Source organism: Tautonia marina (assembly GCF_009177065.1).
GTDB lineage: Bacteria > Planctomycetota > Planctomycetia > Isosphaerales > Isosphaeraceae > Tautonia > Tautonia marina.
The window spans coordinates 123,832-149,987 of sequence record NZ_WEZF01000005.1; the positions used below are offsets into that span (position 1 = coordinate 123,832).

Annotated in this window: 16 protein-coding genes; 7 read left to right on the forward strand and 9 right to left on the reverse strand. The window is 62.3% G+C overall.

Translation table 11 applies throughout. From position 1 onward, the window contains the following. Nucleotides 1-287: 287 nt before the first annotated feature. The 3 genes from GA615_RS07870 to ruvX are packed head-to-tail and all read right to left on the reverse strand — an operon-like array spanning nt 288 to nt 2,181. Complete coding sequence (locus GA615_RS07870) at nt 288-773, reverse strand: hypothetical protein (protein WP_152050732.1); 486 nt, start codon at nt 771-773, stop codon at nt 288-290. 47 nt (nt 774-820) lie between these two features. Further along, nucleotides 821-1,702, reverse strand: coding sequence for an SDR family oxidoreductase (locus GA615_RS07875; protein WP_152050733.1), 882 nt, complete (start codon nt 1,700-1,702; stop codon nt 821-823). Then, nucleotides 1,699-2,181 carry a Holliday junction resolvase RuvX gene (gene ruvX / locus GA615_RS07880; protein ID WP_152050734.1) on the reverse strand — a complete coding sequence of 161 codons (483 nt, stop codon included), beginning with the start codon at nt 2,179-2,181 and terminating at the stop codon, nt 1,699-1,701. Before ruvX ends, GA615_RS07875 begins: the two co-directional genes overlap by 4 nt. A 143-nt stretch (nt 2,182-2,324) precedes the next feature. Between ruvX and GA615_RS07885 the strand changes: the two genes are divergently transcribed. Beyond that, the gene (locus GA615_RS07885; protein WP_152050735.1) at nt 2,325-4,328 is read left to right on the forward strand and encodes a hypothetical protein; all 2,004 of its coding nucleotides are present in this window, start codon (nt 2,325-2,327) and stop codon (nt 4,326-4,328) included. 55 nt (nt 4,329-4,383) lie between these two features. After that, on the forward strand, nt 4,384-5,256 hold the full coding sequence (locus tag GA615_RS07890) for a hypothetical protein (protein ID WP_152050736.1): 873 nt from the start codon (nt 4,384-4,386) through the stop codon (nt 5,254-5,256). A 36-nt stretch (nt 5,257-5,292) separates the two neighbouring features. Here the strand turns inward: GA615_RS07890 and GA615_RS07895 are convergent, their stop codons facing one another. Genes GA615_RS07895 through GA615_RS07905 form a run of 3 tightly spaced genes read right to left on the reverse strand, consistent with a single transcriptional unit; the run spans nt 5,293 to nt 10,472 of the window. Further along, nucleotides 5,293-6,960 (reverse strand): ABC transporter permease, encoded by a 1,668-nt coding sequence (locus tag GA615_RS07895; RefSeq protein ID WP_152050737.1) that lies wholly within the window; start codon nt 6,958-6,960, stop codon nt 5,293-5,295. Nucleotides 6,961-6,987: 27 nt separating this feature from the next. Beyond that, complete coding sequence (locus tag GA615_RS07900; protein ID WP_152050738.1) at nt 6,988-7,917, reverse strand: ABC transporter ATP-binding protein; 930 nt, start codon at nt 7,915-7,917, stop codon at nt 6,988-6,990. After that, on the reverse strand, nt 7,914-10,472 hold the full coding sequence (locus tag GA615_RS07905; protein ID WP_152050739.1) for a hypothetical protein: 2,559 nt from the start codon (nt 10,470-10,472) through the stop codon (nt 7,914-7,916). Before GA615_RS07905 ends, GA615_RS07900 begins: the two co-directional genes overlap by 4 nt. A gap of 366 nt (nt 10,473-10,838) precedes the next feature. Between GA615_RS07905 and GA615_RS07910 the strand changes: the two genes are divergently transcribed. After that, complete coding sequence (locus tag GA615_RS07910; protein WP_152050740.1) at nt 10,839-11,816, forward strand: sugar phosphate isomerase/epimerase family protein; 978 nt, start codon at nt 10,839-10,841, stop codon at nt 11,814-11,816. 19 nt (nt 11,817-11,835) lie between these two features. Here the strand turns inward: GA615_RS07910 and GA615_RS07915 are convergent, their stop codons facing one another. The 3 genes from GA615_RS07915 to GA615_RS07925 all read right to left on the reverse strand — a co-directional run bounded on the left by GA615_RS07915 (nt 11,836) and on the right by GA615_RS07925 (nt 15,350). Beyond that, on the reverse strand, nt 11,836-12,915 hold the full coding sequence (locus GA615_RS07915; protein WP_152050741.1) for a mannose-1-phosphate guanylyltransferase: 1,080 nt from the start codon (nt 12,913-12,915) through the stop codon (nt 11,836-11,838). Between the two features lie 160 nt (nt 12,916-13,075). Then, entirely contained in the window at nt 13,076-14,515 is a 1,440-nt protein-coding gene (locus tag GA615_RS07920) for a UTP--glucose-1-phosphate uridylyltransferase (RefSeq protein WP_152050742.1), read from the reverse strand. Between the two features lie 106 nt (nt 14,516-14,621). After that, a complete protein-coding gene (locus GA615_RS07925; protein WP_235905215.1) occupies nt 14,622-15,350 on the reverse strand; it encodes an MBL fold metallo-hydrolase in 729 nt (242 codons plus the stop codon). Nucleotides 15,351-15,665: 315 nt separating this feature from the next. Here GA615_RS07925 and secA point away from each other — a divergent pair, with 315 nt between their 5' ends. From secA to GA615_RS07945, 4 genes are all read left to right on the forward strand, one after another. Then, on the forward strand, nt 15,666-19,304 hold the full coding sequence (secA, locus tag GA615_RS07930) for a preprotein translocase subunit SecA (RefSeq protein WP_152050744.1): 3,639 nt from the start codon (nt 15,666-15,668) through the stop codon (nt 19,302-19,304). A 273-nt stretch (nt 19,305-19,577) separates the two neighbouring features. Next, nucleotides 19,578-20,945, forward strand: a complete 1,368-nt coding sequence (locus GA615_RS07935; protein ID WP_152050745.1) for a 3-deoxy-D-manno-octulosonic acid transferase — start codon at nt 19,578-19,580, stop codon at nt 20,943-20,945. 236 nt (nt 20,946-21,181) lie between these two features. Then, nucleotides 21,182-21,604 (forward strand): DUF3467 domain-containing protein, encoded by a 423-nt coding sequence (locus tag GA615_RS07940; protein WP_152050746.1) that lies wholly within the window; start codon nt 21,182-21,184, stop codon nt 21,602-21,604. A 409-nt stretch (nt 21,605-22,013) separates the two neighbouring features. Further along, on the forward strand, nt 22,014-25,967 hold the full coding sequence (locus tag GA615_RS07945) for a S8 family serine peptidase (RefSeq protein WP_152050747.1): 3,954 nt from the start codon (nt 22,014-22,016) through the stop codon (nt 25,965-25,967). Nucleotides 25,968-26,156 lie beyond the last annotated feature (189 nt).

Consider the following 26,156-nt stretch of genomic DNA (forward strand, 5'->3'; position numbering starts at 1 on the left):
TACAAAACGGGTGTGAGACCCGTGTGCGATTTCCAGAAGCATCGAAAACCAGATGCCAAATGACCTCACAGGGTTCAGAGTTTGACAGAACATGACAAGAAATTCAACCCCTTCTCGTTGTGATTTCTTGCCTTAGGTCGTATCACAGATTTTCCAACCATTGAGTTCCACGGTCGCGAAACAGACGATGCACCACCAGAGGACGAGTGAATTTCACCCGAATGCCTGTCAATCGTGCAATCCCTGGTGCGCATTCAGGCATGGTTTACACGCCGATTCAGGCAAACTTAAGACCAGTCGTCGAATCCGTTTCCCTTGACTGGCTTCAGATCGAAGGCTCCCCGAGCGAAGTAGGCTCGGACATCGTCGCGATTCAAGATGAAGATGACGAACATCGCGTAGATCAGGCGAACCCAGGCCCCGCCGTCGATGCCGGCCGTGAAGGCGAGATCCAGCAGGTCGATCACGACGGTCATCCAGGCCCAGGCCAGGTGGAGCGATCGACCCGAGCGTCGTCCTCTCCAGGTTTTCCAGGCAGCGAGAAAGAGCAGGATGCTGAGCAACGACTGCACCAGCAACATCAGGACGAACAGCACGACGACGAGCGATCCGAGAACCCCCACGACCGGACCCAGCAACCAACCGACCGCTCCGGCCAGAATCGCGATCACAGCGATCACGAGAATCCAGACGACGTTCAGAAACGAGAGAAGGAAGCTGAAGAAGGAAAGGGGACCGAGAATTCCCGGCCGGTGTGTGTGGGAGGAGGACATGACGGGGCGCCTCCGGGCTTTGCGGAAGATCGAATGGGGCGGATCAATCAAGGGCTCTCGGCCGTCGGCGATTCCTCGGTCAGACTGGCGGGAATTCCGGTGGTGATGTCGGGGTACTGAAGGGTCCAGTTCAATTCGGATTTGATCCGGCGGTTGGAGACGCGTTTGCTGGCATTGCCACGAATCGGGCCGTCGTCCGAGGGCTCAGTGAAGGTCGGAGGGGGCCCGCCGAGCGCCTCGGCCAGACATTCGTAAAACTCGCGACGGAGAATTGGACGATCGTCACTGACCAGATACCGCGGACCAGGCCTGGGATTTCGAAGTGCAAGAACGGCGGCCGAAGCGGCGTCGTCAATGTGAACCAGGTTCAGGTACGATTCGGGATCGGCGGCAATCGGCTGTCCCAATCGAAGGGCCTCGCGGCGCATCAGGCGCCCGGGACCATAAAGGCCGGAGTAGCGGAGGATCGTGACCGGGTACATCGAAACCTTGGCAAAGTCAGCGAGCAGGTGCTCGGCGTGCAGGCAGGCTCGCCCCGATTCGGTTTGCGGGTCGGCAGGGGTGTCCTCATCGACCCAGTCGCCACCAAGATCCCCGTAGACTCCGGTCGAGCTGGCATAAATCAAGCGTTTGGCCCGCGACGCAAGCCGACCGATCGTGTGTCGCAGCCCATCCACGTAGACTCGTTGGATGGGAACCTGGGAGGAACGATCATAGCCGACACAGTAGAAAGCACGTTCGACCGCCGGCAGATCATCGAGCGACTCGGGATTGAGCACATCGGCGAGGATCGGTTCCATCCCTTCCCTGGCCAGCAATTCCGCTCGGTTTCGGGAACGGGTGGTCGCAAACACGCGATGACCCGCCGCCATCATTCGACGAGCAACACGCATCCCCAGATAGCCACAACCGATGATCAGGGTACTCACGAATCATTGTCCTCATCGGGGTCGAACGCGGGATCGTCGAGCGGAGCAGGGGGAGATTCCGTTTCCGGACAGCCGGCGTCGAGAAACGCCTGGAGCAACACCTGAGCCGCGATCATATCACGCAGCGATCGCCGACGGCTTGCCTTCACCCCGGCGGATCGCAATAACTCCTCGGCCTCGACGGTGGAATAGCGTTCGTCCACGAACACAACAGGGGTTTGGGTCTGCTCCGAGAGCCAGTGTCCCCAACGTCTCGCCTGCTCGGCCGAGTCTCCCTCGGCTCCATGCCCCAGGAGTGGCAGGCCGACCACGAGCCGATCAATGTTGAATTCTTCGACCAGGGATCGAAAATAGGTCGCATCGAGTCGATCATTGCGTCGCTGATACACGTCGACCGGCGAGGCCACGCGCCGATCCGGGTCGCAGACAGCAATCCCGACGCGACGAAGTCCGTAATCAAGACCAAGAATCCGTTTCATTCCCAAGATATTACGCAACCCGTCACGATCAAGGAAACGGGTCTGCGCGACCCTGGGGATCGGGCGGGTTGTTTCTTCCTCCTCCGGGCGGTCGAACGATGCCTTTCGGTCGGCCACTCCCCGCTGAGCAAACGAGAATCGTCATGGAAAGCGTCGGAACATGGACGGATGAGGCGGATCGAAGCCCCAGCAGCGGCGTTTCGTCAGGAGTCGTCACCCTGGCCTGGGACGATTCGGTCGGGCCTCAGCCGCTCAGCTTCGGGACCGAAGCCGAGCCGATCGTCCTCGACTGGTTCGGAAGAGGAGACCCCGATCTCCTGGTCACTGCCAGGGTTGGGCCCCTGGGGAGGCAATCGCGAGTCTACCAACCGCGTTCTTCCTCCGGAGAGTTGCCTCCTCGATTTGACGAAGGAACCGAGCTGCCCGCGCTCGATGGGTTGCGACTTCCCTGTGCGATTCCGAACGGTCGGGAGAGCCGATTCGACCTGATCGCGCTCGGGAGCGAGGGACTCGTCTGGCTGAAGAACAGCGGAAGCCCCCATGAGCCTCGCTTTGGTGATCGCGTCGTCCTCGATTTGCCGACCGACCTTGGCCTCGGCGACGCTCGGATTGCCCAGATGCTCCCGATCGACTGGGACGGTGATGGGAACGTTGATCTCGTGCTTGGGATCGACGATCTCGACGGCTACTGGCCCGATCGGAACGTCCCGTCCACGCAGCAGGTTGGGCTAGACGAATCCGGCTCGCACCCCGGCTTCGACCAATCGGGACGCTGGCGCGGTCGCTCCCCGATTGGCAAGCTGTACTGGTGCCGGAATCTCGGGGAGTCTGATGGCACTCCTCGTTTTGCTCACCCCGAACTGATCGACCCGAATGGCCCACTCGCCGAGGTCGGGCCTCGGCCGGCCTGTGTACTGGTCGCCTGGGGGCGTTCCAGTGCCGTCGAGGTCGCAGCGCTCAACGCGGAAGGCACGCTCCGATTCTTCCGCAATTTCGGGGGGCAACTTCCTCCGGTTTTGATGGAGCCGAGGCCCCTGACGCTTGAGGATGGGCAACCGCTCCAGTTCCCGGAGGATCGCACGGTCGTCTCGGTGGCCGACATTGACCGTGATCGGCGTGACGAGTTGATCTTCGGGACCTCGTCGGGCCACGTCTTCGCGGTACATCCCGGCTCGAAACGCGACACAGGCAGAATCCTTGGCCCCGTGGTTCAGGAAGGGCAAACGCTTCGATTGCCGGGCGGCGCGGTGGTAACCGTTGGGGATCTCGACGGTGACGGAGGGTTGGATCTGGTCTCGGGCGATGCCTCCGGTCGATTGCACTGGCTGATGGACCTCGGCGGCCCGGGTGATCATCGCTACGGGCCTTTGGAACCGATCGAGGCCGGCGGTGTTCCCTTTCAGGTCGGTCCCGGGACCGATGGCCGCTTGCTTGGCCCAATCGAACCGGCCCTGGGGTCGTCCAGTCCCGTTCTCGTCGACTGGAAGAACAACGGAAGGCCCGACCTGATCGTCACCAGCCGGGGAGGCGACGTTCTCTTTCTTCGGAACAACGGCCATGCCACCCAGCCCCGGTTCGATGTGGCCGAGCCGATCCGTTGCGAACGTTGTCCGTTGATCTTGCCGTCTCGGGTCCAGCCCGCTGCCATCGACTGGTGCGGGACCGGATTGCCCGACCTGATCGCACCTGACTTCCAAGGCTTTCTCTCGGTCTGGAGACGGGTTGGAACCCTGGACGTGGCACCGCCGGAACCGCTGGTTGACCGCTTTGGACGCCTGATTCGGGTCGATGGCGCCTTTGGGCTGGGGGGCCGTTGCAGCCTCTGGGCCGGCCCCTGGACGGAATCCGGACGACCGGACCTGTTTCTCGGCCTTCCCCTTGATGCACGTTTTGTCGTCCCGGGAATCACGGGTATTTCTTACCAAACCCTCGATGAGGTCTCGAATCTGCTGGTCCTTGAGAACCAAGGGGACGGTGTCGTGATCCCTCGACCCGTCCATCTGGCCGATGGCCGTCCGTTGATCGTCGGCGACGATGGCATCAGTCCCAGCGGAGTCGACTGGTCCGGCCGAGGATCACTCGACCTGTTGATCGGGTCCAGTGGTGGGTCGGCGCAGGTCTTTCCCAGGGAGTTGCTTCGCTGGTGAGCGATTTCCTGGCGCAGAATGTCCTGCCGAGGAATTGACACGGAGGTGAATCACCATGCCTCGCCCCGACGACGATCGCGAGATCGCCGATGCCGCGTTTCTCTTTGACAACCCCGCAAAGTCCTCTGGATCGAAGGATCGGTCGGAGGACGATTCCGAGGCGCCCCGGACCGAGGGTCCGGAGCCCAATCTGGGAAGCTACGCGCTGGCTGACCACCCGTCCTCGGAGCGTGCCGCACGGCAACCGGCTTCGATTCCTCCCGGGGGGTCTCCGGGGATCGAACGATCCGACGCGGGAGTTCGCCGCCCTCAGGAACTCACCCCCTCGCCGGTCTTGCAACCCTGGACTCGTCTGGCAGAGTGGGGGCCGACCCTTGGTCGAATTGCCTTGGCCCTGCTGGCCCTGATGATTGTCGTCTACTCGACTTTCTCGGTCGAGCACCTGATGCGATCGCTGGCGGTGGTTGGGATTGGCCTCGGGGTCATCCTTCTTCTGAGCTACCCGATTGCAATTACCCTGGAACGACCGGTTCGGATGACCCCCGAGCACGCCTTGCGCGACTACTACGGAGCGCTGGCCCACCACTTGCCGCATCGTCGCAGAATGTGGCTTCTGCTCAGCTCGGCGGGGCGTTCGGCTCCGGAATTCGACTCGTATGCGAGCTTCCACGCCTACTGGAAGGACCAGGTTCGGAACCTGAAACGCAACAAGGCGGGCAGCTTCACTCCGTTGCATGTTCGAATCGACGAGTTCAAATCGGACAAGAGCGCGGGCCAGGACGCGGTCAAGGCCTCCTACCGGCTGTCCTTCTTCGTCAGAGGGCGAGAGGACGAGAGCCCGCTGTATACGAGCCAGGTCGAAACGACCCTGTCGCGCGGCCCGGATCGGATGTGGTATCTCGACGAGGGACGGCTGCCGCCTCGGTAAACTGATTTTTGCCTAGACGGGTCATTCGGGGGGCCGTCAGATCGTCATCCCGGCCCTCCACCATCGCCAGCGAAACGCCAGGTAGGTCATGGCATTCAGGAGCAGGACGATGATCGGGGTCACGGCGAGGAAGGCCACCCAGATGGGCACCCGAGTGTCGTCAACAAACGGCACGGCCACCGAGGTTGAGCCCAGGAACGACGGTGTGTAAGGCTTTCCGTCATCGGTCGAGGGAATGGGGATGCTGAACGACGCGGCGAAGGGACTGGTAATCGTCAGCGAGGAAAGCCGCTGCTCCGAAAGTTGTGTGTACCCCTGGAGGTACCAGACCAGCCCCACCGGGCCGATGAACAGGACGAGCAACATGAGGTAGGTCATGACCATCGCCACCGAGGTTCGACGGCTCAGGGCCGAGCAAAGCAGGCCGACCGAGGTGGTGGTCAGGCAGGTCGCCGCGATCAAGGACAGAAAGATGAAGAGGGTCCACCAGCGGTCGCGGAGTTCCGGGATTAAGATATAGGCAAGCAAGATTTGTTCGGTCAGCAAGAACGTCAAGACGGTCGAAACCCGCGCTGAGGCGAGCAGCTTCGCAATGACGATGGTTCCTGGCCGCAGCAGGGTCGTCAGGAGAAGCCCGAGCGTTTTCCGTTCTCGCTCCTGCGTGATGCTCCCCGACGAGAAGACCGGCCCGACGAGCATGTTGAACACCAGCACATAGCCGACGTAGAACCCCGTCAGTTCGGGCCTGAGAAAGAGCAAGTAGGCCATCAAGGGGATCGACAGGAACATGCTGACCTGAATCACCAGGCGAAGCATCAAGGTTCCCTGGCTGAAGATTTCGCTTCGCAGCTCCTTGTCAAGCACAGGGTTGGTGCCGTCGGGCATCAGGTCGGTGCGCTTGGCGGGAGCAAAGAGCATGTCGGGGAACATTTCCCGATCGATCACCACCCCGACGGCGTATTTCATCTCCTCCTCTTCATCGACGACCTCCTTCCCTTCGCTCCCCACGTCGGGCGGATAGAGCAAGCGCCGGTTGATGAGAAGACCGACGATCACCCAGATCGCAATGCACCAGGGAGGGAGCACGGCGATCGAAACCGCGTCTCGCAGCACGACGTTGTCGGTCTGCGTCACCGTCACGGTGATCAACGCCAGCGGGAGAATCACCAGATAGCTGACCACCAGGGCAGAACTGGTGCGTCCGAAGAAGCTGGAACACGCAACGCTGATCAATCCGAAGGTGCCAGCCGCCAGGATGAGGATGAGGTACGCCCGGGTGATCTCAGACAACAAGATCCCGCCCAGTAGGAAACAAAGAATCATCAAGGGAAGGCTTGAGATAATCAGCAAAATCAGATACATCGACGAACTGAGCAGTTTTCCCACCAGGATCGTCGAGGGTTCCAGGGGGCTGGCGAGCAGCATTTCGTACGTTTTTCGTTCCTTCTCTCCGGAGATGCTTCCCGAGGCAAAGGTCGGTGCCACCAGCGCCACGAGAAAGAACTGCCCGAGGAAAAAGAGATTGAACAAGCGTTGCGAAACCCCTGGCCCGACCTGATTGGTCGCTTCCGAGCCCGCCGGCCAGGCAAAATAGACCACGACCCCGAGGAAGGAAACATATGCCAGTTGCAACAGGAATGACCGCGACGAGCGAAGGTTGACGAGCAGCTCTCGGGTCAGAACGGGATTCTCTCGAAAGATCATGATCCGGTCGTCGGCCCCGGGGCCGCCTCAGTTGACGATGCCCTTGGTGACCGTCATGAAGACCTCGTCGAGCGTCATCTCGACTTCGGAGAAGGACTGGACGCCCACCCCGGCCGAGATCAGATGGTGGAGCAAGCGAGCCATCTCGGTCTCGCCGCCGTCGACCTCGGCGGTCAGGGTATGATCATAGCTGGTGATGTCGTGCACCTTCTCGTCAGCCCGCAAGATCGCCTCGGCATGGGAAAGATCGGGGTCGGTGACCCGAATTTCGAGGCGACGATGGGTGCGAAGCTGCCGCTGGATCTCCTGAACGCTCCCAGCCGCGAGAAGCTTGCCGCGCTCGATAATGCCGATTGAGGTGACGAAGTCGGCCAGCTCGGGCAAAATGTGGCTGGAGACGAGAATCGTCTTGCCCATCGACCGAAGTTCCGTCAAGAGGGCCTTCATCTCGGCTCGTGCACGGGGGTCGAGACCCGAGGCTGGTTCATCAAGGATCAAGACGGGAGGGTCGTGGACCAGAGTCTTGGCCAGGCAGAGGCGCTGCTTCATCCCCTTGGAGAGGCCGTTGACGTAGTCGTCGCGCTTGTGGGTCAGGTCGAGCAGCTCAAGGACCTCGGCGATGATCTTCTTCCGGGAGGTCCGGGGGATCATGTACGCCACGGCGAAGAAGTCGAGGAATTCCCAGACTTTCATGCCGTCATAGACTCCGAAGTCGTCGGGCATGAAGCCGATCACCTTGCGAACGGCCATCGGGTCTTCGGTCACCGAGTGCCCGGCGATGAACCCTTCACCGGAACTGGGGCGGAGCAGGGTGGCCAGGAATCGAATCGTCGTGCTCTTCCCCGCGCCGTTGGGGCCGATGAAGCCGAAAATCTCCCCCTCACCAATGGAGAAACTCAAATCATCGACGGCCACGAACTCGCCGTAGCGTTTGGTGAAATTCCGCACCTCGATCATGGCCGGTCTGACTCCGAGGGAGCTCGATTGAGTTGCATCTGGTCGGGACGAACGGAGGTGTACCAGGATTGGTCAGGAGATGGCGGAGGGCCGTAGCGAAGATGAGCCACCACGAGGGTCAGACCTCGATGGCGGTCGACGCTCGGCTCAAGGGTCTGGCCCGCCATCAGTGCCTCGGTCCAGGCAACCAGTCGAAGCGCTCCGGCATCCTCGGGACGGTCCCAGTTGTAGGCGCAAAGCTCGTCAAGAAATTCCTGCACGTCAATCCAATCGGGCCGCCCCTCGGCGGAATTGTCCGGGAGTTGCGGGACCTCGGAGAACGACGGAGCGTCCTCGGGAAGGAGGACCGTCTCTCCGGAGGGGATTGTTCCGATCGGCGTGTAGCGGTTCTGTCTGCCGCCGGCGCCTCCGACCTCGACGAGAACCGCATCGCGGAGATTCAGCTCCGTCGGGTTTCCGATCATCACCGTTCCCTCCGTGGAATCTTGCAAGAACAGGCCGGCGCGAAGATCGAGCATTTGCTCGGATCGCACCATGGCAAGACTGCGGGGTTCAACCCTGAAGTCGAGAAGTGCCGGCTCGGGTGAGGATTGCCAGGTTGAGGCGATCGTCTGCTCTCCTCGAATTCCCAGGTTGGCGTTCAGTGGTAGGGCTAGGGCAGACGGTTCCCCCGGATAGGAGAGCGAAAACGTTTCTCGGCCCGTGGAGTAGAGGACCGTGAAGCGACTCAGGTGAGCACGTGGATACCCTGGCTGGAGTTCCAGCACATGGACTTCATCGCAAGCTCGGTCGTAACCGGTATCGATGGCAGCGGCTCGCTCAACCGCCAGTGCAAAACCGAAGGCCAGCAAGGGGACGATGACCCAGGCCAGTTCCCGTCTCCTCAAAACATACCGGCAGAGGAGCCAATTCAAAGGGACCAAAGCCACCAGATAGGCCAGGATCACTCGCAGAACGAACGGAGCCCCGGGCACCTCAATGCCCGATGCGGTCACCAGCCCTTGCCTGGCGAGACTGGGTAATTTCGCCGTGTCGAGCCACGCCGCGACCGGATCGCCGGGAAGGGCCGCATCCATCGGATCATCGAGGCCAAGTCCTCCGGGAGTGAACGGTTCGGGGCGGGAAAAGGCCGATCTCCGGGGTCGGGTGGCCTCCGGTTCGAGGTCTCGACCGAGCAAGCGATACCAGCTCAGTTCGGGGCCAGGAAGCACGAACAGGGCGTTGGGATCGGCCGGATTCCAGCGGTCTTCCGGGCGTCGAAACACGACGCGACGGACAAACGTGTCATAGCCGTTCCAGCGCAGCAGGGGGGCTTCCTTGGGGTCGAATGCGAGGCAGAGAATGCGTCCTCGGCCCACTCGGCGTTCGATCCCGAAGCGGCGTCCCTGGTCGTCGGTTATCCACTTCACATCCTCGTGCAGAGGAGACAACCCAGAAAGGAAGAAGGGGCGATCGGGAGCGAGATCGATCGGTTCGCTCGGCCCATAGCGCGAGTTCGCCGTAACGCCTCGCACGGGAGGGCGCATCCCTGGCAGGGTCCAATCTCCCTGGGGATCGTCCAGTCGCTCGATTCTCCAGACCGGGGGGGGATAACCACGTGCCAGGGCTTGCAAATCCTCCTCGGACAGCGTTGTTGAGTCGGCCGAAGGTTCCGCCGGAAGGTAAGGGGAGAGAAAACTTTCGGAATCGGACAGCAAGGCGAGGGTGGACGTGGCCCCACCGGAGATGATGAGCTGCCCTCCCCAGTGCAACCAGTCGATCAAGGCCCGCTGCTGCCCGACATCCAGCTCGTTCGGATCGAACCCATCCCAGAGGACGTGGCTAATGGTGGTCCAGGTCAGGGGATGCGTCGGGAGATTGGGTTTGCCGGTCTCCTGGGGAATCACCAGCCGGTAGTAACTGCTTCGCTCGACCTGTTGTTGATCGCCGAGGTCCGTTGTCGCCGGAACAAGCGCCTGAAAGCGTTTCCAGATGTCGAAGGCCGCCGGGTCGTTGGAGAGGACGACGCAGAGCATCTGGTGCGGCATCATCGGCAGGAGTTGCGCCTGTGTCGAGTCATCCGGTCGAATCGCTCCGGGACGAACCAATTCGATGTCGAGTGTTCGGGACTCCTGAGGGAAGAATGCCGGCCAGCTTAATCGCATCGGCTCCCCTTCGGGCAATCGGGCCTCTCGCCGGAACGCGACCGAGCGGGGCATGTTGCGGAGAGGAATCTGAGCGGTTCTCAGCTGGCCCTGGTAATCGGCGAGGTTGGCCTGAAATTCCTGGGAGAGCGTGGCCCAGTGATTGGGTTTGAAGTAGGTCAGGACATCAAAGGGCGCCACCTGAGTGCGGTAGAACTCGAAGGGCGGGCGTTGATCCTTCCGGGCCGGATCGGCTCGGGTTTCAGGATCGGTCAGTTCTCGGAACCGCCGGACGGATTCGCTTTCGATCGGCTCAAGCTCGTCTTCAAGACCCAGGTCTTGCGCTCTGGCAACCGAGGAGGTCATCGCCAGAACCACAAGAAGGGCCAGAGCCATCATCCCTCGTCCGATTTGCGAGATCGTCGGAATCACGATCACATCCTTCCGAGGTGGTGGGGGCGGGATCGTCGGAATGGGAAGCGACGATCATGATGCCCCTTCACTGTACTCACGCGGCACACCATCTGAAAGAGGCCGAAGACCACCTTGAACCGAAGGAATTGAGAGAACCCTTCGAGTTCCGTGTCGGCTTCCCTGAGACGCCAAAGAATTCGGTCGAAAGACTATCGTCGGCCCCGATGCAGACGGTATCGTCGGGCTGATCCTGGTTCGCAGCATGATGGATCGTCGGCAGGACCGACCGACGCAAGCCGGGCGACCCGGCGTTCCCTTCCTGATTCACCCGAACTGCGCTGATTCCAGTTCTCGGAGCGGCGGCAACCGAGGAGACTTGACACGATGATCGACATCCACCGGAGAGGATTTCTGGAGCGTGCCGGAGTGGTTGCGGGGGCCATCGGGTTGGGAAGCAGCCCGTTCTCCCGCATCGCGGCGGCACCGATCGACGAGGCAGGAGATTCCCCGGCCGAGTTGGATCGACACCGCTACCCGATTGGCGTCTCCACCTACTCGTTCTGGCAGTTCCGGGGCGAACGGCTTGGCATCCTGGAGTGCGTCGACCGCGCCGCGGACATGGGATTCGACGGGGTCGAGATTCTGCTGGTTCAGATGCGAGACACCTCGAACGCGGCGTTGCAGGCGATCAAGAGTCGGGCTCATTCCCTCGGCCTCGCGTTGATGGGCTTTTCCACCCACCAGGGATTTGTCAGCCCCGACGCCGAATTCCGTCAGTCCGAGGTCACCAAAACGCTGGGGCAGATTGAACTGGCCTACCGCCTCGGCATCCCGACAATGCGGATCAACACCGGGCGCTGGGGCACCAGCGGCAGCTTCGATGAGCTGATGGCCAACAAGGGAATCGAACCGACCCTGCCCGGCTACACCGACGACCAGGCCTTCGAATGGGTCATCGCCGCGATCGAAGCACTCCTGCCAAAGGCCGCCGAGTGTGGTGTCGTCCTGGGCCTGGAAAATCACTGGGGACTCGGGCGAACGGCCGAGGGAGTCCTCCGCATCGTCGAGGCCATCGACTCGCCCTGGCTTCAAATGACCCTCGACACCGGCAACTTCCTGGAGCGTTCCTACGAGCAGATGGAAGCGATGACCTCCAGCAAAGTCCCGATTTCGCTCGTTCAGGCGAAGACCTATTTCGGCGGGGGTCGGTGGTACGAGCTTGACCTCGACTACGCCCGGATCGCCTCCATCCTTCGAAACTCCGGCTACCGAGGGTGGATCTCCCTCGAATTCGAAGGGAACGAGGATGCCGAGGTCGGGGTTCCTGAGAGCCTCGCCCTGCTGAGAAAGCACTTCTCCTGAGCCGATTGGCTCGGACAGCTTACAGGGTCTCGCCAAACCCCGCCTCACCAAGGCCCTCGACGAGGGCCTTGAGGCGGTCGAGCTGATCCTTGCGTGCCACAAGCGTCGCGCCGCCCGATTGCACGATCACGAGATCCTCGACCCCCAGCGTGGCGATGAGCCGTCCCTCGTCTGCCACCACAATACAGCCGGACGTTTCAACGGCGTTCACCGGGCCCTGGATCGTATTGCCTCGGTCATCGGGGGGAACCAGGGCCGTGAGGGCTCGCCAGTCGCCGACATCGTTCCAGCGGTAGGGAACTTCCAGGACCCGGACGTTCTCAGCGTGTTCCATAACCGCCTTGTCGATCGGGATTTTCTCCATCCCCGGATATTCACGATCGAGGACCTCTTGAAACGTCGGGGTCCCGAGGGTCGCGGCCACCCGACCGATTGCCTCGGCCAGGCCGGGGCGATGACGGGCCAGGGCGTCAAGCACAGCTTGGGCTCGCCAGACGAAGATCCCGGCATTCCAGACGAACCGACCGGTGCTGAGGAATTGCTCGGCCGTGGCGCGATCCGGTTTCTCGCGGAACCGCTCAACCCGGTAGAGGGGAATGCCTTCGGGGCGTCCGAGTTCCTCGGCCCGTTCGATGTAGCCGTAGCCGGTCTCCGGTCGATCGGGAGCGATGCCAAAGGTGACGAACGCGGTCGGATCGTCGTTCACGACCGAGGCCGCCGCCCGAACGGTTGCCTGAAAGGCGTCGGCCGGTTCGATGACGTGGTCGGCCGGCATGACGATCATGGTCGCCTCGGGATCCCGGCCGGCCACCAGCGAGGCGGCCAGCCCCACGCAGGCTGCGGTATCACGCGGGCAAGGTTCACCGACGACCTGATCGGCTGGCAGGTCCGGAAGCTGCTCGCGAGTCGCCGCCGCCTGATCGGCTCCGGTGATGATCCAGAGACGATCCGAAGGGACGAGCGGGAGAATCCGCTCGACGGTCTGCTGGATCATCGTGGCATCACCGTGAAGGCGCAGCAACTGCTTCGGACGATTGCGGCGGCTCTTGGGCCAGAAGCGGGTGCCACTACCACCGGCCATGATCACAGCATGAAGCACGAAACCGAACCTCCTGACCGACGTTTCGCCTGACGGCGTCGGGTCGGGCATTCCTCGTCAAGTGGGAACATGCGCACGCGCAGGACAGATCAGTATGACCAACACTCGGAGCCGATGCACTTAATGCTCGACTCCGATCAACCCTCTGAGCATCCTCTCGTCAGGGGCCAAGATGGAGCGGGCGATCGACGACCAGACCAGGCTCGATCTTCTGCTTCAGTTCGGCGGCATCGAGCGCAAACAAGGGACTGATCTCGATGCCAAATGGCACTGAGCCGTCTCCGCGGCGCAGGACTTTGGCTCCGGCCTGTTCCAGCCAGTCGCCGAACAGATCGCTGAGCCGCTGCCGGACGGTCGCGGGAGAGTCGGGCCCGGTGGCATTCTTCAAGGGCTCGAACTCGATCGCCCGCTCGGTCTCGACAATCGACCAGCGATCGGCCAGGGGGAGCGCGTCGAAGATAAACGTCTCGAATTTGACCGCGTTCGGCGCCTCAGGCTCGACGCGCTGACCGGATTCCGAAAGGTACGGCACCTTCTTCAAGGCCCGATGGACCGGGAGCTGGCCTCCCCCAGAAACAAGGCGTTCGAGGAACGCGCGATCGAAGCAGTGAATCGCGATGCTCCCGGCCCAGAGCTGGAGGCCGCCGTCGGGCTCTCGACGCTCGGCCAGCTCGGTCGGTAGGTCGGAGTATTCGATAACCTGGGCGTGACCGTCGACCTGAACGACCACGCCAACCTTTTCCTCGGGCCGTTGCTTCTCGACAACCTTGAAGGAAATGTCGGCCTCGGCCATGAGATGAAGCCCCAGGTAGGCCGGATCGCAAATCTGGACGAGTGGGTTATCGACCTGGAAGTAAAAGAGCGTCTGGACGCCTCGATCGCGCATTTCCTCCAGACAACTCGGCCGATCGGAATGGTTTCGAGCCGCCAGGGCGGTGATTGTTCCACCGTGGCCATCGGGGCTCAGCGCGAGGGAATCCATTTCGGCCAGCAAGAGCTTGCCGGTGGCGGCATCGACCGCAGGCAACTGCCCCTGAACGAAGAACCGCACGTGATCGAGCCCGAACTGATCGTGATTGGCGAAGAACTCGGTGGTCGCCTCGTGGTTCTCGGGGCTGGTCATGATGTAAAGCGGAATCGGCTTGCCGAAGCGTTTGGCCAGCGCCACCAGCTTTTCGGCGTGAAGCTGAAACAGACTGGCTCCCGAGACGGGGCCGATGGGGTAAGTGCCTTTCGGGGCATCAAACCCGAGCCGGGTTCCCTGGCCACCCGCAACGAGTACGGCCGCGACCTCTCCGGCCGCCAGCGCTGCCTCGCCTCGATCGGCCGCTCGGCGGCGGATCACGCGCTCGGAATCGGTCTGAGGAACCCGTCGAACATCGACTGGTTCGACCTGTTGCGGGTCGATCGCCAGGGTTTCATCCTTTGAGGCGTTGCGCACCAGGCGATCAATCAGAAGGGCCAATCGCGGCAGGTCGAGCCGCTGCAGTTGGCCGATCAGACGATTCCGACCCTCGGGATCGAGTTCATCCCAGAATCGAAGCACATGATCCTGACCGAATGAGGCCAGGAGGTCGACCATCGCTGGGTCGGCGGGCATCGGAAGTCGGCTCCTCATCACACCAAGGGGAGGCGGCCAGCTCGGCCACGAGCAGGATTCTGGCTCCGGCGCCACCAATCGGCCAGGGCTACGCCTCGAAGCCCCCTCAAAAGGGGATCGCGAGGCCATCGTAGGCCAACCGGACCCCGGGGGGCAAGCGTTCCTCGGCCGCCCCATGATCATACGAATGAGAGAGATGAGTTAAATAGGCTTGCCGGGGACGAAACCGTTCGATGACGGCCAGCGCCTCGTCGAGCGAAAAGTGAGTCGGATGCGGTTCGGGCCGGAGGGCGTCAAGGATCAGGGTGTCGAGCCCCTCCAGCTTCGGGGCGCTCTCCTCGGGAATCTCGGAAACATCCGTGCAATAGGCGAGCCCGCCGATCCGAAAGCCGAGGACCCGAAATCGGCCGTGATGCAGGCGGATCGGAACGACCTGCTCGCCGAGCGCCCAGAACGGTTCGTCGGACCCGATCCGGGAGAACTCGACTTGCGGGACGCCCCCACGGGGAATCCGCAAGGCCCGTTCGTCAAACGCATAGGAGAAGGCCCGGCGGATGGCCTCCTCGACCTCTTGCTCACAGTAGATCGGGACCGGGCCACCGATCATCTTTGGAAACAATCGAGCGTCATCGAGGCCGAACAGGTGATCGGCGTGGGCATGAGTGTAGAGGATCGCGTGGGCTCGGTGGATTCCCTCTCTCAGCAATTGCAGGCGAAGCTCCGGGGGAGTATCAATCAAGAGATCGCCTGCCGGCAGACGCAGCAGGACGCTTGGTCGAGTCCGGACGTTCCGGGGATCGTCCGACCGACAGACCGGGCAATCGCATCCGAGCACCGGAACTCCAGTCGATGTGCCGCTGCCGAGGACAATCAACCGGCGAGAGGCTCCGGCTGCCTCCTGCGATACGGAATCCTCCACGAGACTGCGACGCTCCTCTTTGGGTGCGGGCGGTTCGGTCCGATAACCAATAGGCATGCCCGATTCTACCGCCAGAACCCTTGCGCCGCGAGTCCGGCGTTCTGTCACGTCCTATAGTGATGGAGAGACCTGGTCAAGCCTCGCTTGACCAGGATTCAGCATTTCAATAAAATCTTTTCATCATTGAAGTTAGAGCGGCACACCCTTTTCCGCGGGAGGCGGTCAACAGTCATGGAGGCGACGGTTCTTCTTAGCGATTTGTGGGACAAAACCACCAACGCCCTGAATGCCTTCAGCGAAGGAGTTTCCCACGGCCTGGTCCGGGTTTTTGGAAACTCCAACGAGCGTCAGATTCGACGCCTGCAACCGATCGTCTCCCAGATTAACGACTTGGAGCCAACCGTCGAGCGTCTTTCCGACGACGCGTTGAAGCAGAAGTCGACCGAATTCCGGAAGCGGCTTGCCTCGGGAGCGACACTCGACGACCTGCTGCCTGAAGCCTTCGCTGTTTGCCGCGAAGGGGGACGGCGGTTCCTCAAAATGCGTCATTACGACGTACAGCTCCTCGGCGGCATGGTCCTGCACGAGGGCAAAATCGCCGAGATGGTCACCGGCGAGGGGAAAACCCTCGTGGCCACCCTGGCGGCGTACCTCAATGCCCTGGAGGGCAAAGGGGTGCATGTCATCACGGTCAACGATTACCTCGCCCGCCGAGACGCCGAGTGGATGAGCCCACTGTACAACGGCCTCGGATTGACGGTCGGGGCGATCCAGTCGCAGATGGACCCTCGCCAAAGACAGAAGATCTACGGCTGCGACATCACCTACGGTACGAACAATGAGTTCGGTTTCGATTACCTGCGCGACAACATGAAACCGTCTCGGGAGTCGCAGGCCCAGGGGCCGCTGCACTACGCGATCATCGACGAGGTGGACTCGATCCTCATCGACGAAGCCCGAACCCCCTTGATCATCTCCGGCCCGGCCTTCGACGATGTGAAGAAGTACGCCGAAGCCGACCGAATCGCCCGGCAGCTTCGCGAGGGGGAACACTTCGAGGTCAAGGAAAAGGAACGCACCGCCCACCTGAACGAGGACGGGATCCGAGAGGCCGAACGTCTGGCCGGGGTCGAAAGCTTCTTCACTCCCGGAAACATGGAGTGGCCCCACCTGATCGACAACGCTCTCAAAGCGCACCACCTCTACAAGCGCGACCGAGAGTACGTCGTCAGCGACAAGGGCGAGATCATCATCGTTGACGAGTTCACCGGCCGCTTGATGGTCGGCCGACAGTGGTCCGACGGCCTGCACCAGGCGGTCGAGGCCAAGGAACGGGTCAAGATCAAGGAAGAGAATCAGACCCTCGCCACGATCACGCTCCAGAACTTCTTCAAACTCTACACCAAGCTCTCGGGCATGACCGGCACGGCCATGACCGAAGCGAACGAGTTTTGGAAGGTCTACAAGCTCGACGTTGTGGCCATCCCGACCAACCGGGGTCTGCAGCGTGTCAACGAGCCCGACGTGATCTTCCGGACCGAGAAGGAGAAGTTCCAGGCCATCATCGATGAGATTCGAGAGGTCCACCCGACCGGCCGCCCGATCCTTGTCGGCACGACCTCGATCGAGAAGTCGGAGTTGCTCGCTGAGATGCTCAAGCGTTACGGCATCTCCCACAAGGTGCTCAACGCCAAGTACCACGAGCAGGAGGCCGAGATCGTCGCCCAGGCCGGCCGCAAGGGTCGGGTCACGATTGCGACCAACATGGCCGGTCGAGGCACCGACATTATTCTCGGTGGTAATCCCGAGTTCATGGCCTGGGCCGACCTGAGCCGCCTGAAAGACGAGGACGGACGCCCGCTTTACCCAACTCGGCTCGAAGTTCCGCCAGAGGTCTGGAAGCAAACCGTTGATCAGTACGAACCGGAGATGAAGGCCGAGGGGCGCGAGGTCGCCGAACTGGGCGGCCTGCACATCATCGGCACCGAGCGCCACGAATCGCGACGAATTGACAACCAGCTCCGCGGCCGATCCGGTCGCCAGGGAGATCCGGGCAGCTCTCGCTTCTTCCTCTCGCTCCAGGACGACCTGATGCGGAAGTTCGCCGGAGAATGGGTCTCCGGTGTCCTCGAACGGCTCGGCATGCAAGAGGGAGAGGCGATCGAGAGCAGGCTCGTCTCCCGACGAATCGAAGGAGCCCAGAAGAAGGTCGAGGAACGGAACTTCGACGCCCGCAAGAACCTTCTCGAATACGACGAGGTCATGGACACCCAGCGCAAGGGGGTCTACTCGTTCCGTCAGCGATTGCTCGATGGCGCCCCGACGAAGGACGAGATCCTGACGATGATCGATCGTCAGATCGACGCCGCGGTCGCCCAGTTCCTCGACCCCGACTATGGCCTGGCCAGCTTTGCCGCCTGGGTCGGCCAGCGGTTGGGCGTCGAATTCGAGGCCCGAGACTTCCGGGGCGACCCGTTCGAGGAGGCCGTTGAGCGGGCCCGAGACCGCGCTGAGGGTCAGGCCGCCGACGCCATCGATGAGGCGATCGAGGAGAATCTTCCCTCCGAGGCCGAATCGTCCGAATGGAACTGGCTGGCTCTGACGAGCTGGGCCAATGCTCGTTACAGCTTGAATCTGAAGGATCGCGACTTGCGGCGGTTCGCTCGAACGGTGGACGGCGAAGCCGAGATCGACCGCATTGGCCTGGCCGATTTCATTCGAGAACAGGCTGTCGAAACGATCCGCAACACCGACCTGGAGCCGGCCCGCGAGTTCGTGAGCCGAGACTGGGGCATCCGGTCGCTGGCCGGATGGGTGCATCGCAAGTTCGGCCTCACGACCGATCCGGCCGAGTGGTCCGGCAAATCGGCCGAGGAAGTTGCCTCTGATCTGAAGCATCAGGGACGCGAGCTGTACGCTCGAAAGGAAGCGGAATTCCCGGTTCGGGTCGGGATGAGCCGATTCCTTGTCGAACCAAAACCGGGCCAACCGGCCAAGTACGACCGGGAAGGTCTGGCCGCCTGGGCGTCGGAACGGTTCGGCACTCCGGTTGACGTCGAAGCACTGAAACCCTTGCTCCGTCCCGAGATGGAAACACTGCTCGTCCAGGTTGCCCACGATCATTACACCGGGGCACACCTCTACGATGAGCTCCAGACGAAGCTCGATGCCGCCTTTGAAGACAACGGCGACACCGACCCGGCCGCCCTGGCCGAACTGTCGAACTGGGCCCGGCAGGAGCTTGGAGTCGAAACCACCGTCGAGGAACTGACCGAGCTTGGTCCTCAAGGGGCTCGCTCGAAGCTCATCGGTGCCCTCGACGCTCGCCATCGGCCCGAGATGCGCGAGATGGAGAAAGTCCTCCTGCTCCAGATTCTCGATCAGAGCTGGATGGAACACCTCCGGACCATGGACCACCTCCGCAGCTCGGTCGGCCTCCGAGGCTACGCTCAGGTCGATCCGAAGGTTGAGTACAAGCGCGAAGGCAAGCGTATCTACGACGAGATGTGGCAAAGCGTCTCGGATAAGATCACCGACCTGGTCTTCCGCATGGAACAGGTCGATCCGGACTTCCTCTCCTATCTCGGAGCCCGCTGGCAACTCGATCGAGCTCGATCGATCAAGGAAGACGCCCCCTCGACCACCTCGGGCGGAGAACCCGTTGGGGCCGTCTCCGCCGATGGGCGAACCATGAGGGCCCAGCAAGAGGCGGCCATCGCCGCCAGCCAGCGACAAGGGGAGACTACCAAGGTCGAACCCGTTCGCAAGGTCGGCAAAAAGGTTGGCCGGAATGACCCCTGCCCATGCGGGTCAGGTAAAAAATTCAAGGCATGCTGCATGAAAAAAGGGGGGGATGGCGCCCCTTTCTGACCGATCTTTCTCCAGTCCGGTGATCGTTCCTTGACGGCTCACCGGACTCTAACCTCCTGTGAGATCAAGAATTCGGTTCGCTCACGCGAGAGCGAATCCGATCGAGACACGTCACAAGATTTGCGACCAAGTCCGACTGGCATCCTGCTTGCTTGAAGAATTCGACGAATCGGTCACGCGGGAATTCAGGGATGTTCCCGCGTCCGGGTCTGTTTCGACCGCGATGAGTTGATCGCCCGGTTCGGGCGAGGCGGGTCAGGAAAGGATGCCTCGATGCCCTATCTGCTTGATGCGGCTTACTTCGTCTTGCTCACGATCTGTTCGCCGGTCTTGCTGCTCCGAGCCTGGCGCACCGGGAAGTACCGAGACGGTCACGCCCAGAAGCTTTGGGGACGCGTTCCGAGAAGGCTGGGCAACGCTCCTTGCCTCTGGTTCCATGCCGTGAGCGTCGGAGAAGTGCTCCTGCTCCGTCCCCTGATCGCCGATCTGCACCGTCGGCGACCGGAATGGGAGGTGGTGATCTCGACCACCACCTCGACCGGCCTTGAGGTCGCTCGCCGGACTTTTCCTGATCTGGTGACCTTCTACGCCCCTCTGGATTTCTCCTGGGCAGTGAGTCGGGCACTCAGCCGCGTCCGGCCGTCGGCCCTCGTGCTGGTCGAAACGGAACTCTGGCCCAACCTGATCCGAGCGGCCTCGAACCAGGGAACACGCGTTGCCGTCATCAACGGCCGGATCAGTCGTCGAAGTCATCCCCGCTACCGTCGGTTCCGAGCCTTGCTCGCCCCAACCCTTCGTCGGCTCGACGTCGTCGGCGCCCAATCGGAGGAGTCGGCCGCGCGATTCCGCGACATCGGAATGCTCGCGGATCGAGTCACGGTTACCGGCTCCATTAAGTACGACGGGCTGGAAGCCAACCGAGACGCGCCCAAGGTTCGTTCGCTTCGGCGATCGCTCGGCCTGGAGGGCGCGGCCGGGCCGATTTTCGTGGCCGGAAGCACCATGGAAGGTGAGGAAGCCGTTGCACTTCACGCCTATCAGACAGTCCGGGTCGATCATCCGGAGCTAAGGCTGGTGATCGTCCCTCGGCATCCGGAACGGGGGGCTGACCTCGCTCGCTGGATCGAGAGCCAGGGGCATTCGGTCTGGCGACGGAGTGTCGAACACGAGCCGCCGCCGGCGCCGAGCCCGGGAGACCTGCCCCCGGTTCTCCTCATCGACACCGTCGGCGAGTTGTCGAGCCTCTGGGGGATGGCCGACCTGGCATTTGTCGGCGGCAGCCTTTTTCCGGGCCGGGGAGGGCAAAACATGATGGAACCCTCGGCCTTTGGCGCTTCGGTGCTGTTTGGTCCCCACACGAGTAACTTTCGCGAAGCGGTCGAAGGATTACTTGATCGCCAGGCGGCCCGGGTCGTCCGCGATGCCGACGAACTCACCGAGGCGCTTCGATCCGATCTGGCGGCCCCAGAATCGGCCCAGGCTCGGGGTCAAGGCGCCCGCGGCTTCGTGCTTGCCCAGCGGGGAGCGACCGGGAGAACCCTGGCGCTGCTGGATCGTCTCGTCGGTCGTCCCCAACAGAACACTCACCTGCATGGGCCTCTGCTGCGCATGGGGTCCGAATCGGCCTCCTCGGCCGCATGATTCACTGGAAAACGCCTTGATCGCCAGCGAAGCTTCCGTCAGACTGGCGTCGCGTCGGGGGAATTGCGCACTCGAACCCAGCCGCATCTCTACTCGCGGCTCGGAATCGGATCTCTCAATCGGATTCACCCGATGAGGGGTGATCTCCCAGCGAATTCCAGGGCAACAGCGGTTGTTCGACTCCCGACTGACCGTATCCCTTACGGATTCTTATCCGAAGCATTCAGGAGTATGCCATGAGCAGCGGCGAAGGAGCGGGACCGGAAAAAGAAGGCCAAGCTGCACCGCAAGGCCAGGCCCAGGGCGCGACCACCGAAGTGTTTGTCGACGATACGAACACGGTGCCGTCGTATTCCAATTTCTGCCGGGTCACGGCGACTCCGGAAGAAGTCATCCTCGACTTCGGCCTCAACCCTCAGCCGTTCGCCACGGGCCGTCAGGACGTCAAAGCCAACCAGCGGCTGGTCATGAACTTTTACACCGCCAAGCGGCTCCTGACCGCCCTTGGCATGACCATTCAGCGGCATGAAGGAACCTTCGGCTCGATTGAGCTGGACGTTCGACGCCGCGCCGGGGCCTTCCAGGCTCAGACCCGACCCCAGGGCGGCGGAACCGGGCCTCAAGGGGTTGTCGGCTCTCCTGGCCCCAGCTCCGAGTAATTGCTCATTCCCCGACTCTGGGGAACGTTGCTCAAATCAAGCAAGCCCTTGCCTCGCCGGGCCGTCCGAGATCGGGCGGTTCCGGCGTTTTTCATGCGCCGAGCTTGGCACCTTGAAGCCCCTCCACCCAGACACACTCTCCGGCGAACCATCCCGGATCCGACCGGAAATCAAATCCCACTTCGGCTCCTTGATTCGGGTTGACTCATGCGGACCCCATCGATCGTCCGATCAAAACGATGAGTCTGAATGAGCGGCCTGCGCCCGCGAATCGCGCCGGTTGCTGGAGCCGCCGGTGCCGGTACGAGAATTTGCTGAGATGCGGGCACCCTCGACGCCGATACCGAGGGGCGCCGGGCGTTTCGGCCTCGGTCCAGGATGGTCGAGTCAGCCCTAAGGAGAGAACCGAATGTCCCAGCCAAACCGCTCGCGGGCGCGGGCCCAGAAGCCGCGGAGTCGTCAACGCTTTCAGATCGAGTCGATCCAGCAGCTCGAAACGAAGCAGCTCCTTGCGCCCTATCTTCCGACCGCGACACGCATCGCGGTCTTCGACCCCTTCGACGAGCAGGCGGATAACGTCAACCGCGGTGTGATCACGGTCGAAGCGGGTGACACTTCGGCCTTCAGTGCAGCCCCCTATGTTTCGGTCTCGCAGCTCACCCCGAGCGCGACGTTCGACAATAACATTGTTCGAATCGAGGCGGGGCCTGGTGGCGACTTCGGCAAGGTCGTTTACGCGATCACTCGCGGAAACAACGATGCAGGCCCGCCGATCGAGACGGGCGGTCGACCGGGTGTGATCTACCGCATTGACCCTGCCACGGGCAATGCCAACGTGTTCTTCGACTTGAACACGGTGCTGAACCAGATCTCACCGGGCACGACGGCTGAGAATTCGGCCGGAATCGAGACGGGCCTGGTCAACTGGTATGACATCACCTTCGACGCCGAGGGGAGTTTCGACGGACTGCCGTCGATGTTCGTTGCCTCGGTTGATCGCACGGATCCGTTGAAGAACGCGATCTACCGGATTGGTCCCGACGGGACCTTCATGGGCCTCTACCTCGTGTTCGCCGAGGGCCAGGACACCGGAAATCTGGTCCGACGCCCGAGCGCGGTGCATGTGCCCCCGGCTCAGCAGCAGGACTTCCTGCGGGGGATGTTCGCCGGATCGGGCACCAACGCTCCGGGCTTCACCGCCTTGTTCTTCGACGCCAATCAGATGCAAGGGGCACAGGTCATCTCCGGCCCGCTGCCCCAAGGCGTGACCAATACGCGTCTGACCTTCGGCCCCGAAGTTGGCCTCACGTCTGCCAATAACGACTACGTTTCGCGCGTCTACTCGGCCTTCACCGACTTCGGAACGCCCGGCATCCCCGGCTTCAGCGACCCCGATCCGGGGGTCAGCGGAATCCAGGGGAATAACGGTGAGTTGCTGATTCGCAACAACACCGGCCCAGGTAACGAAGTCATTGTGGCGAATGCCGGAATTCAGGGTCTTGTTCTGGGGCCTTTCCCGGAAGATCTCGTGACCCTCGCCACGACTCAGGCCGACGCAACCAACCCTTCGGGCATTGACCGCATTTCGGCCGTCGGGACCCCGTTCCGTCGCTTCCAGGATATCGCCTTCGACGAGTTCGGCTTCTTCTCCTATGGGACAACCGTTGAAGGGGGAGGGGCCGGCGCCTTGCCTGTCATCGGCGACCCGACCTTCGCCGGCAGCATGTTCGTCGCCGACCTGGCGTCTGGCCTCGCGGTGGGCGTCGACATTCCCGCCGTGGACGGTGCCCTGGAAGGAACGCTCGTCCTCCCGGTTCAAGGGGGCGGCACCGGCGGGATCGTGGTCGATCCCGTGAATCCGTCTCAGTTGACGGTTGATGTGCCAGGTAGCAACGTTGGTGGCCGAGTCGTCCGCGTTCTTCCCGACGGCACCGTGACTCCCTTCGCCGAAGGGTTCAACACGTCCGGCGTCCGGGGATCGGGAAGCTTCGTCGAATCGAGCCTGAGCATCACCTTCTCGGCCGACGGCACGACACTCTACGTGGCGGACAACGACGGCATCTGGCAATTCAAGTCCACCCTGAGCCTGGCCCACTCCACCGCGGGTGAGCTGGTCGGCCTGGGTGACCTGCGAACGCTCGGCGTGCCTTTCCAGGGTGAAGGGACCGCGGTCGCCGTGGTCGACACCGGCATCGACGCCCAGACCCCTCAGCTTCGTGGCCGGGTCGCGCCGGGCCGGAACATCTTCACCGGAGCCGCGGGGAACGACGACCTGGGAGCGGGCAACGGTCACGGAACGCTCGTCGCGGGCGTGATCTCTCAGTTCGTACCGCAGGCCACGCTGCAGCCGGTTAACGTCTTCAGCCCGCTTGCCTCGGGCACGACGAACCAGGCCTTCTACGACGCGATCCGGTTCGTGGCCGACACGCCCTTCGTCAACGACCCGGTTCGCCCGGGACAGGTTAACCGGGTGGTGGCGTCGAACTTCGGCTTCGGCACGACCTCGACCTTCGACACCGAAGGGACGGCCTTCCGTCAGAACAAGCAACTCGTCATCGCCCTGAAGAACCAGATGCAGCGCTTGCTGCACCGAGGGATCACGCCGATTGCGGCGTCTGGTCAGTTCGGTGATCCGAACACCCCGGAAATCGGCAACATCAACGGCGAGCCGATTCCGGCGATCCTCAACGAGGTCATCTCGGTCACCGGATCGTATCCGTTCCCGTTCCGGCTCGGACCGACGTCGCCCCCAACCGATCCTGCCCCCGGACCGCTGGGACGGCTCTTGCCGCCCGCCGCGTTGTCCCCCGACTTCACCACCCTGCCGGCCATTGCCGCCAACGATCTGACGATCTTCCAGGATCGCCTGCTCTCGGCTGCAAACCGAACGCATACGACCGACTTCGCCGCCCCGGCCATCGGGGTGCCGACCTACCGTCGAACGTTCGTGGGAGACGGCAATAGCCACCTCGTCTTCGACGAAACGGGTACCTCGCTCTCCTCGGGCATGGTCACCGGATCGTACTCGCTGCTTGCCTCGGCACTCGACTACTACAGCAAGCTCGCGGCCAATGGTTCGACGGTCAGCGCCTACCTGACCTCTCCGGTGGGTTCGTCGGCCCTGGATTTCGGTCCTGGAATGATCCGGAACCTGGAAGCCTACGCCAACCCGCACGGGATCAATTCGATCTTGCAGTGGACCGCCGTTCCGGCCGAAGACGCGGACATCCCCGGCGATGAGGTGGTTGACCAGTTGCAGCCCTTCTCGCTCGGAACCCCTGCATTCTACCGGGAATTCTCCCGAGTGGATGTCGGTAACGCCGTGGCAGCGATCGAGGGCTCCATCGCCCTGCCGTACCTGTTCAACACGGGCTCGATCGAACTGATCGACTCCAACAACAATGGGTTCATCACTGCCCAGGAGATCGAGAACTTCGTCACCAAGGCCAACACCATCGGCATGCCCGAAGCGGGTGCCATGGCTCGGTTGCTCGGTGGCACGGCCCGACCGCCTGGAGAAGACCCGGTCAATGGACCACGGAACTTCATCACCTCTGGGGTCTTTACCGATGAAATCGCTCCGCTCGGCCTGACCAGTCAGCTGGAACAGCCTGGAGAGCCGAACGTCTATCAGCGCCGGTTTAATTTCTTCGATTACTCGGCGGACGGGAAGCTCGACGGAGTGGTTTCGGTTCAGCAGTTCGAAATGCTGGCTCACACCCTGCTCCCGGCTCCAGACAGCTTCGTGATCACCGATCGCCAGCGCGGCTCGGCCGGTGGTTATCTGATCGACGGAACTCCGGTTCGGAACTGGACGGACCTGCAACGACTGCTGCCGACCTACGCGTTCGTGCCTCAGCAGATCACGCAGCGATTCCGGAACTTCACCCCCAACCGCTTCGGGATTAACCGGGGAGTGGGTGTGAATGATCCGGGCGCCGGCCCGTTCTATGCACTCTTCCAGACTGAACCGGGCCAGCGACCGGCACAGTCACCCGGTCGGACTCGCCCCGAACCGGTTCAACCACCGACCAATCCTCGCCCGGCTCAGGACGATGTGGCCAACCCGGTCACACCTCCCGTGGCAACCCCGACGACTCCCGAACCCCGGCCTCCGTTCACGGCCTCGGAGATCAACATCGGATCGTTCTACGATCGCTACCTCAACGTGGCCCAGCGGACCATCCGGACTCCCGGATCGCTCACCACGGCCGCCTCGACCACCGAGGGGGAGAATGAGTCTTCGGCCTCTGTCCAACGCGATCCAAGAGCCTTCGATCTGATCCTCGGCCAGTTCGGCGAACAAACTGACAACCCGAGGGTCCGGTCTGCCCTCTCCCGGCTTCGACCTGACCAAGGCTGATGAGCAGCAGTTAATCGTCTCATCAGCAACTCCAGCCTCGCGAGCCGGTCGGCCCTTGCAAGAGGGTCGTCCGGCTCGTTCTACGTGACCAGCCGACTGATTTCGGACTGACTTCTTGACCAGACCTCCCGCCGAGTCGTCTCATAGAGCCGACCGCCGACTGCCGGACTCGTCTCCTGCTCCGAGGTC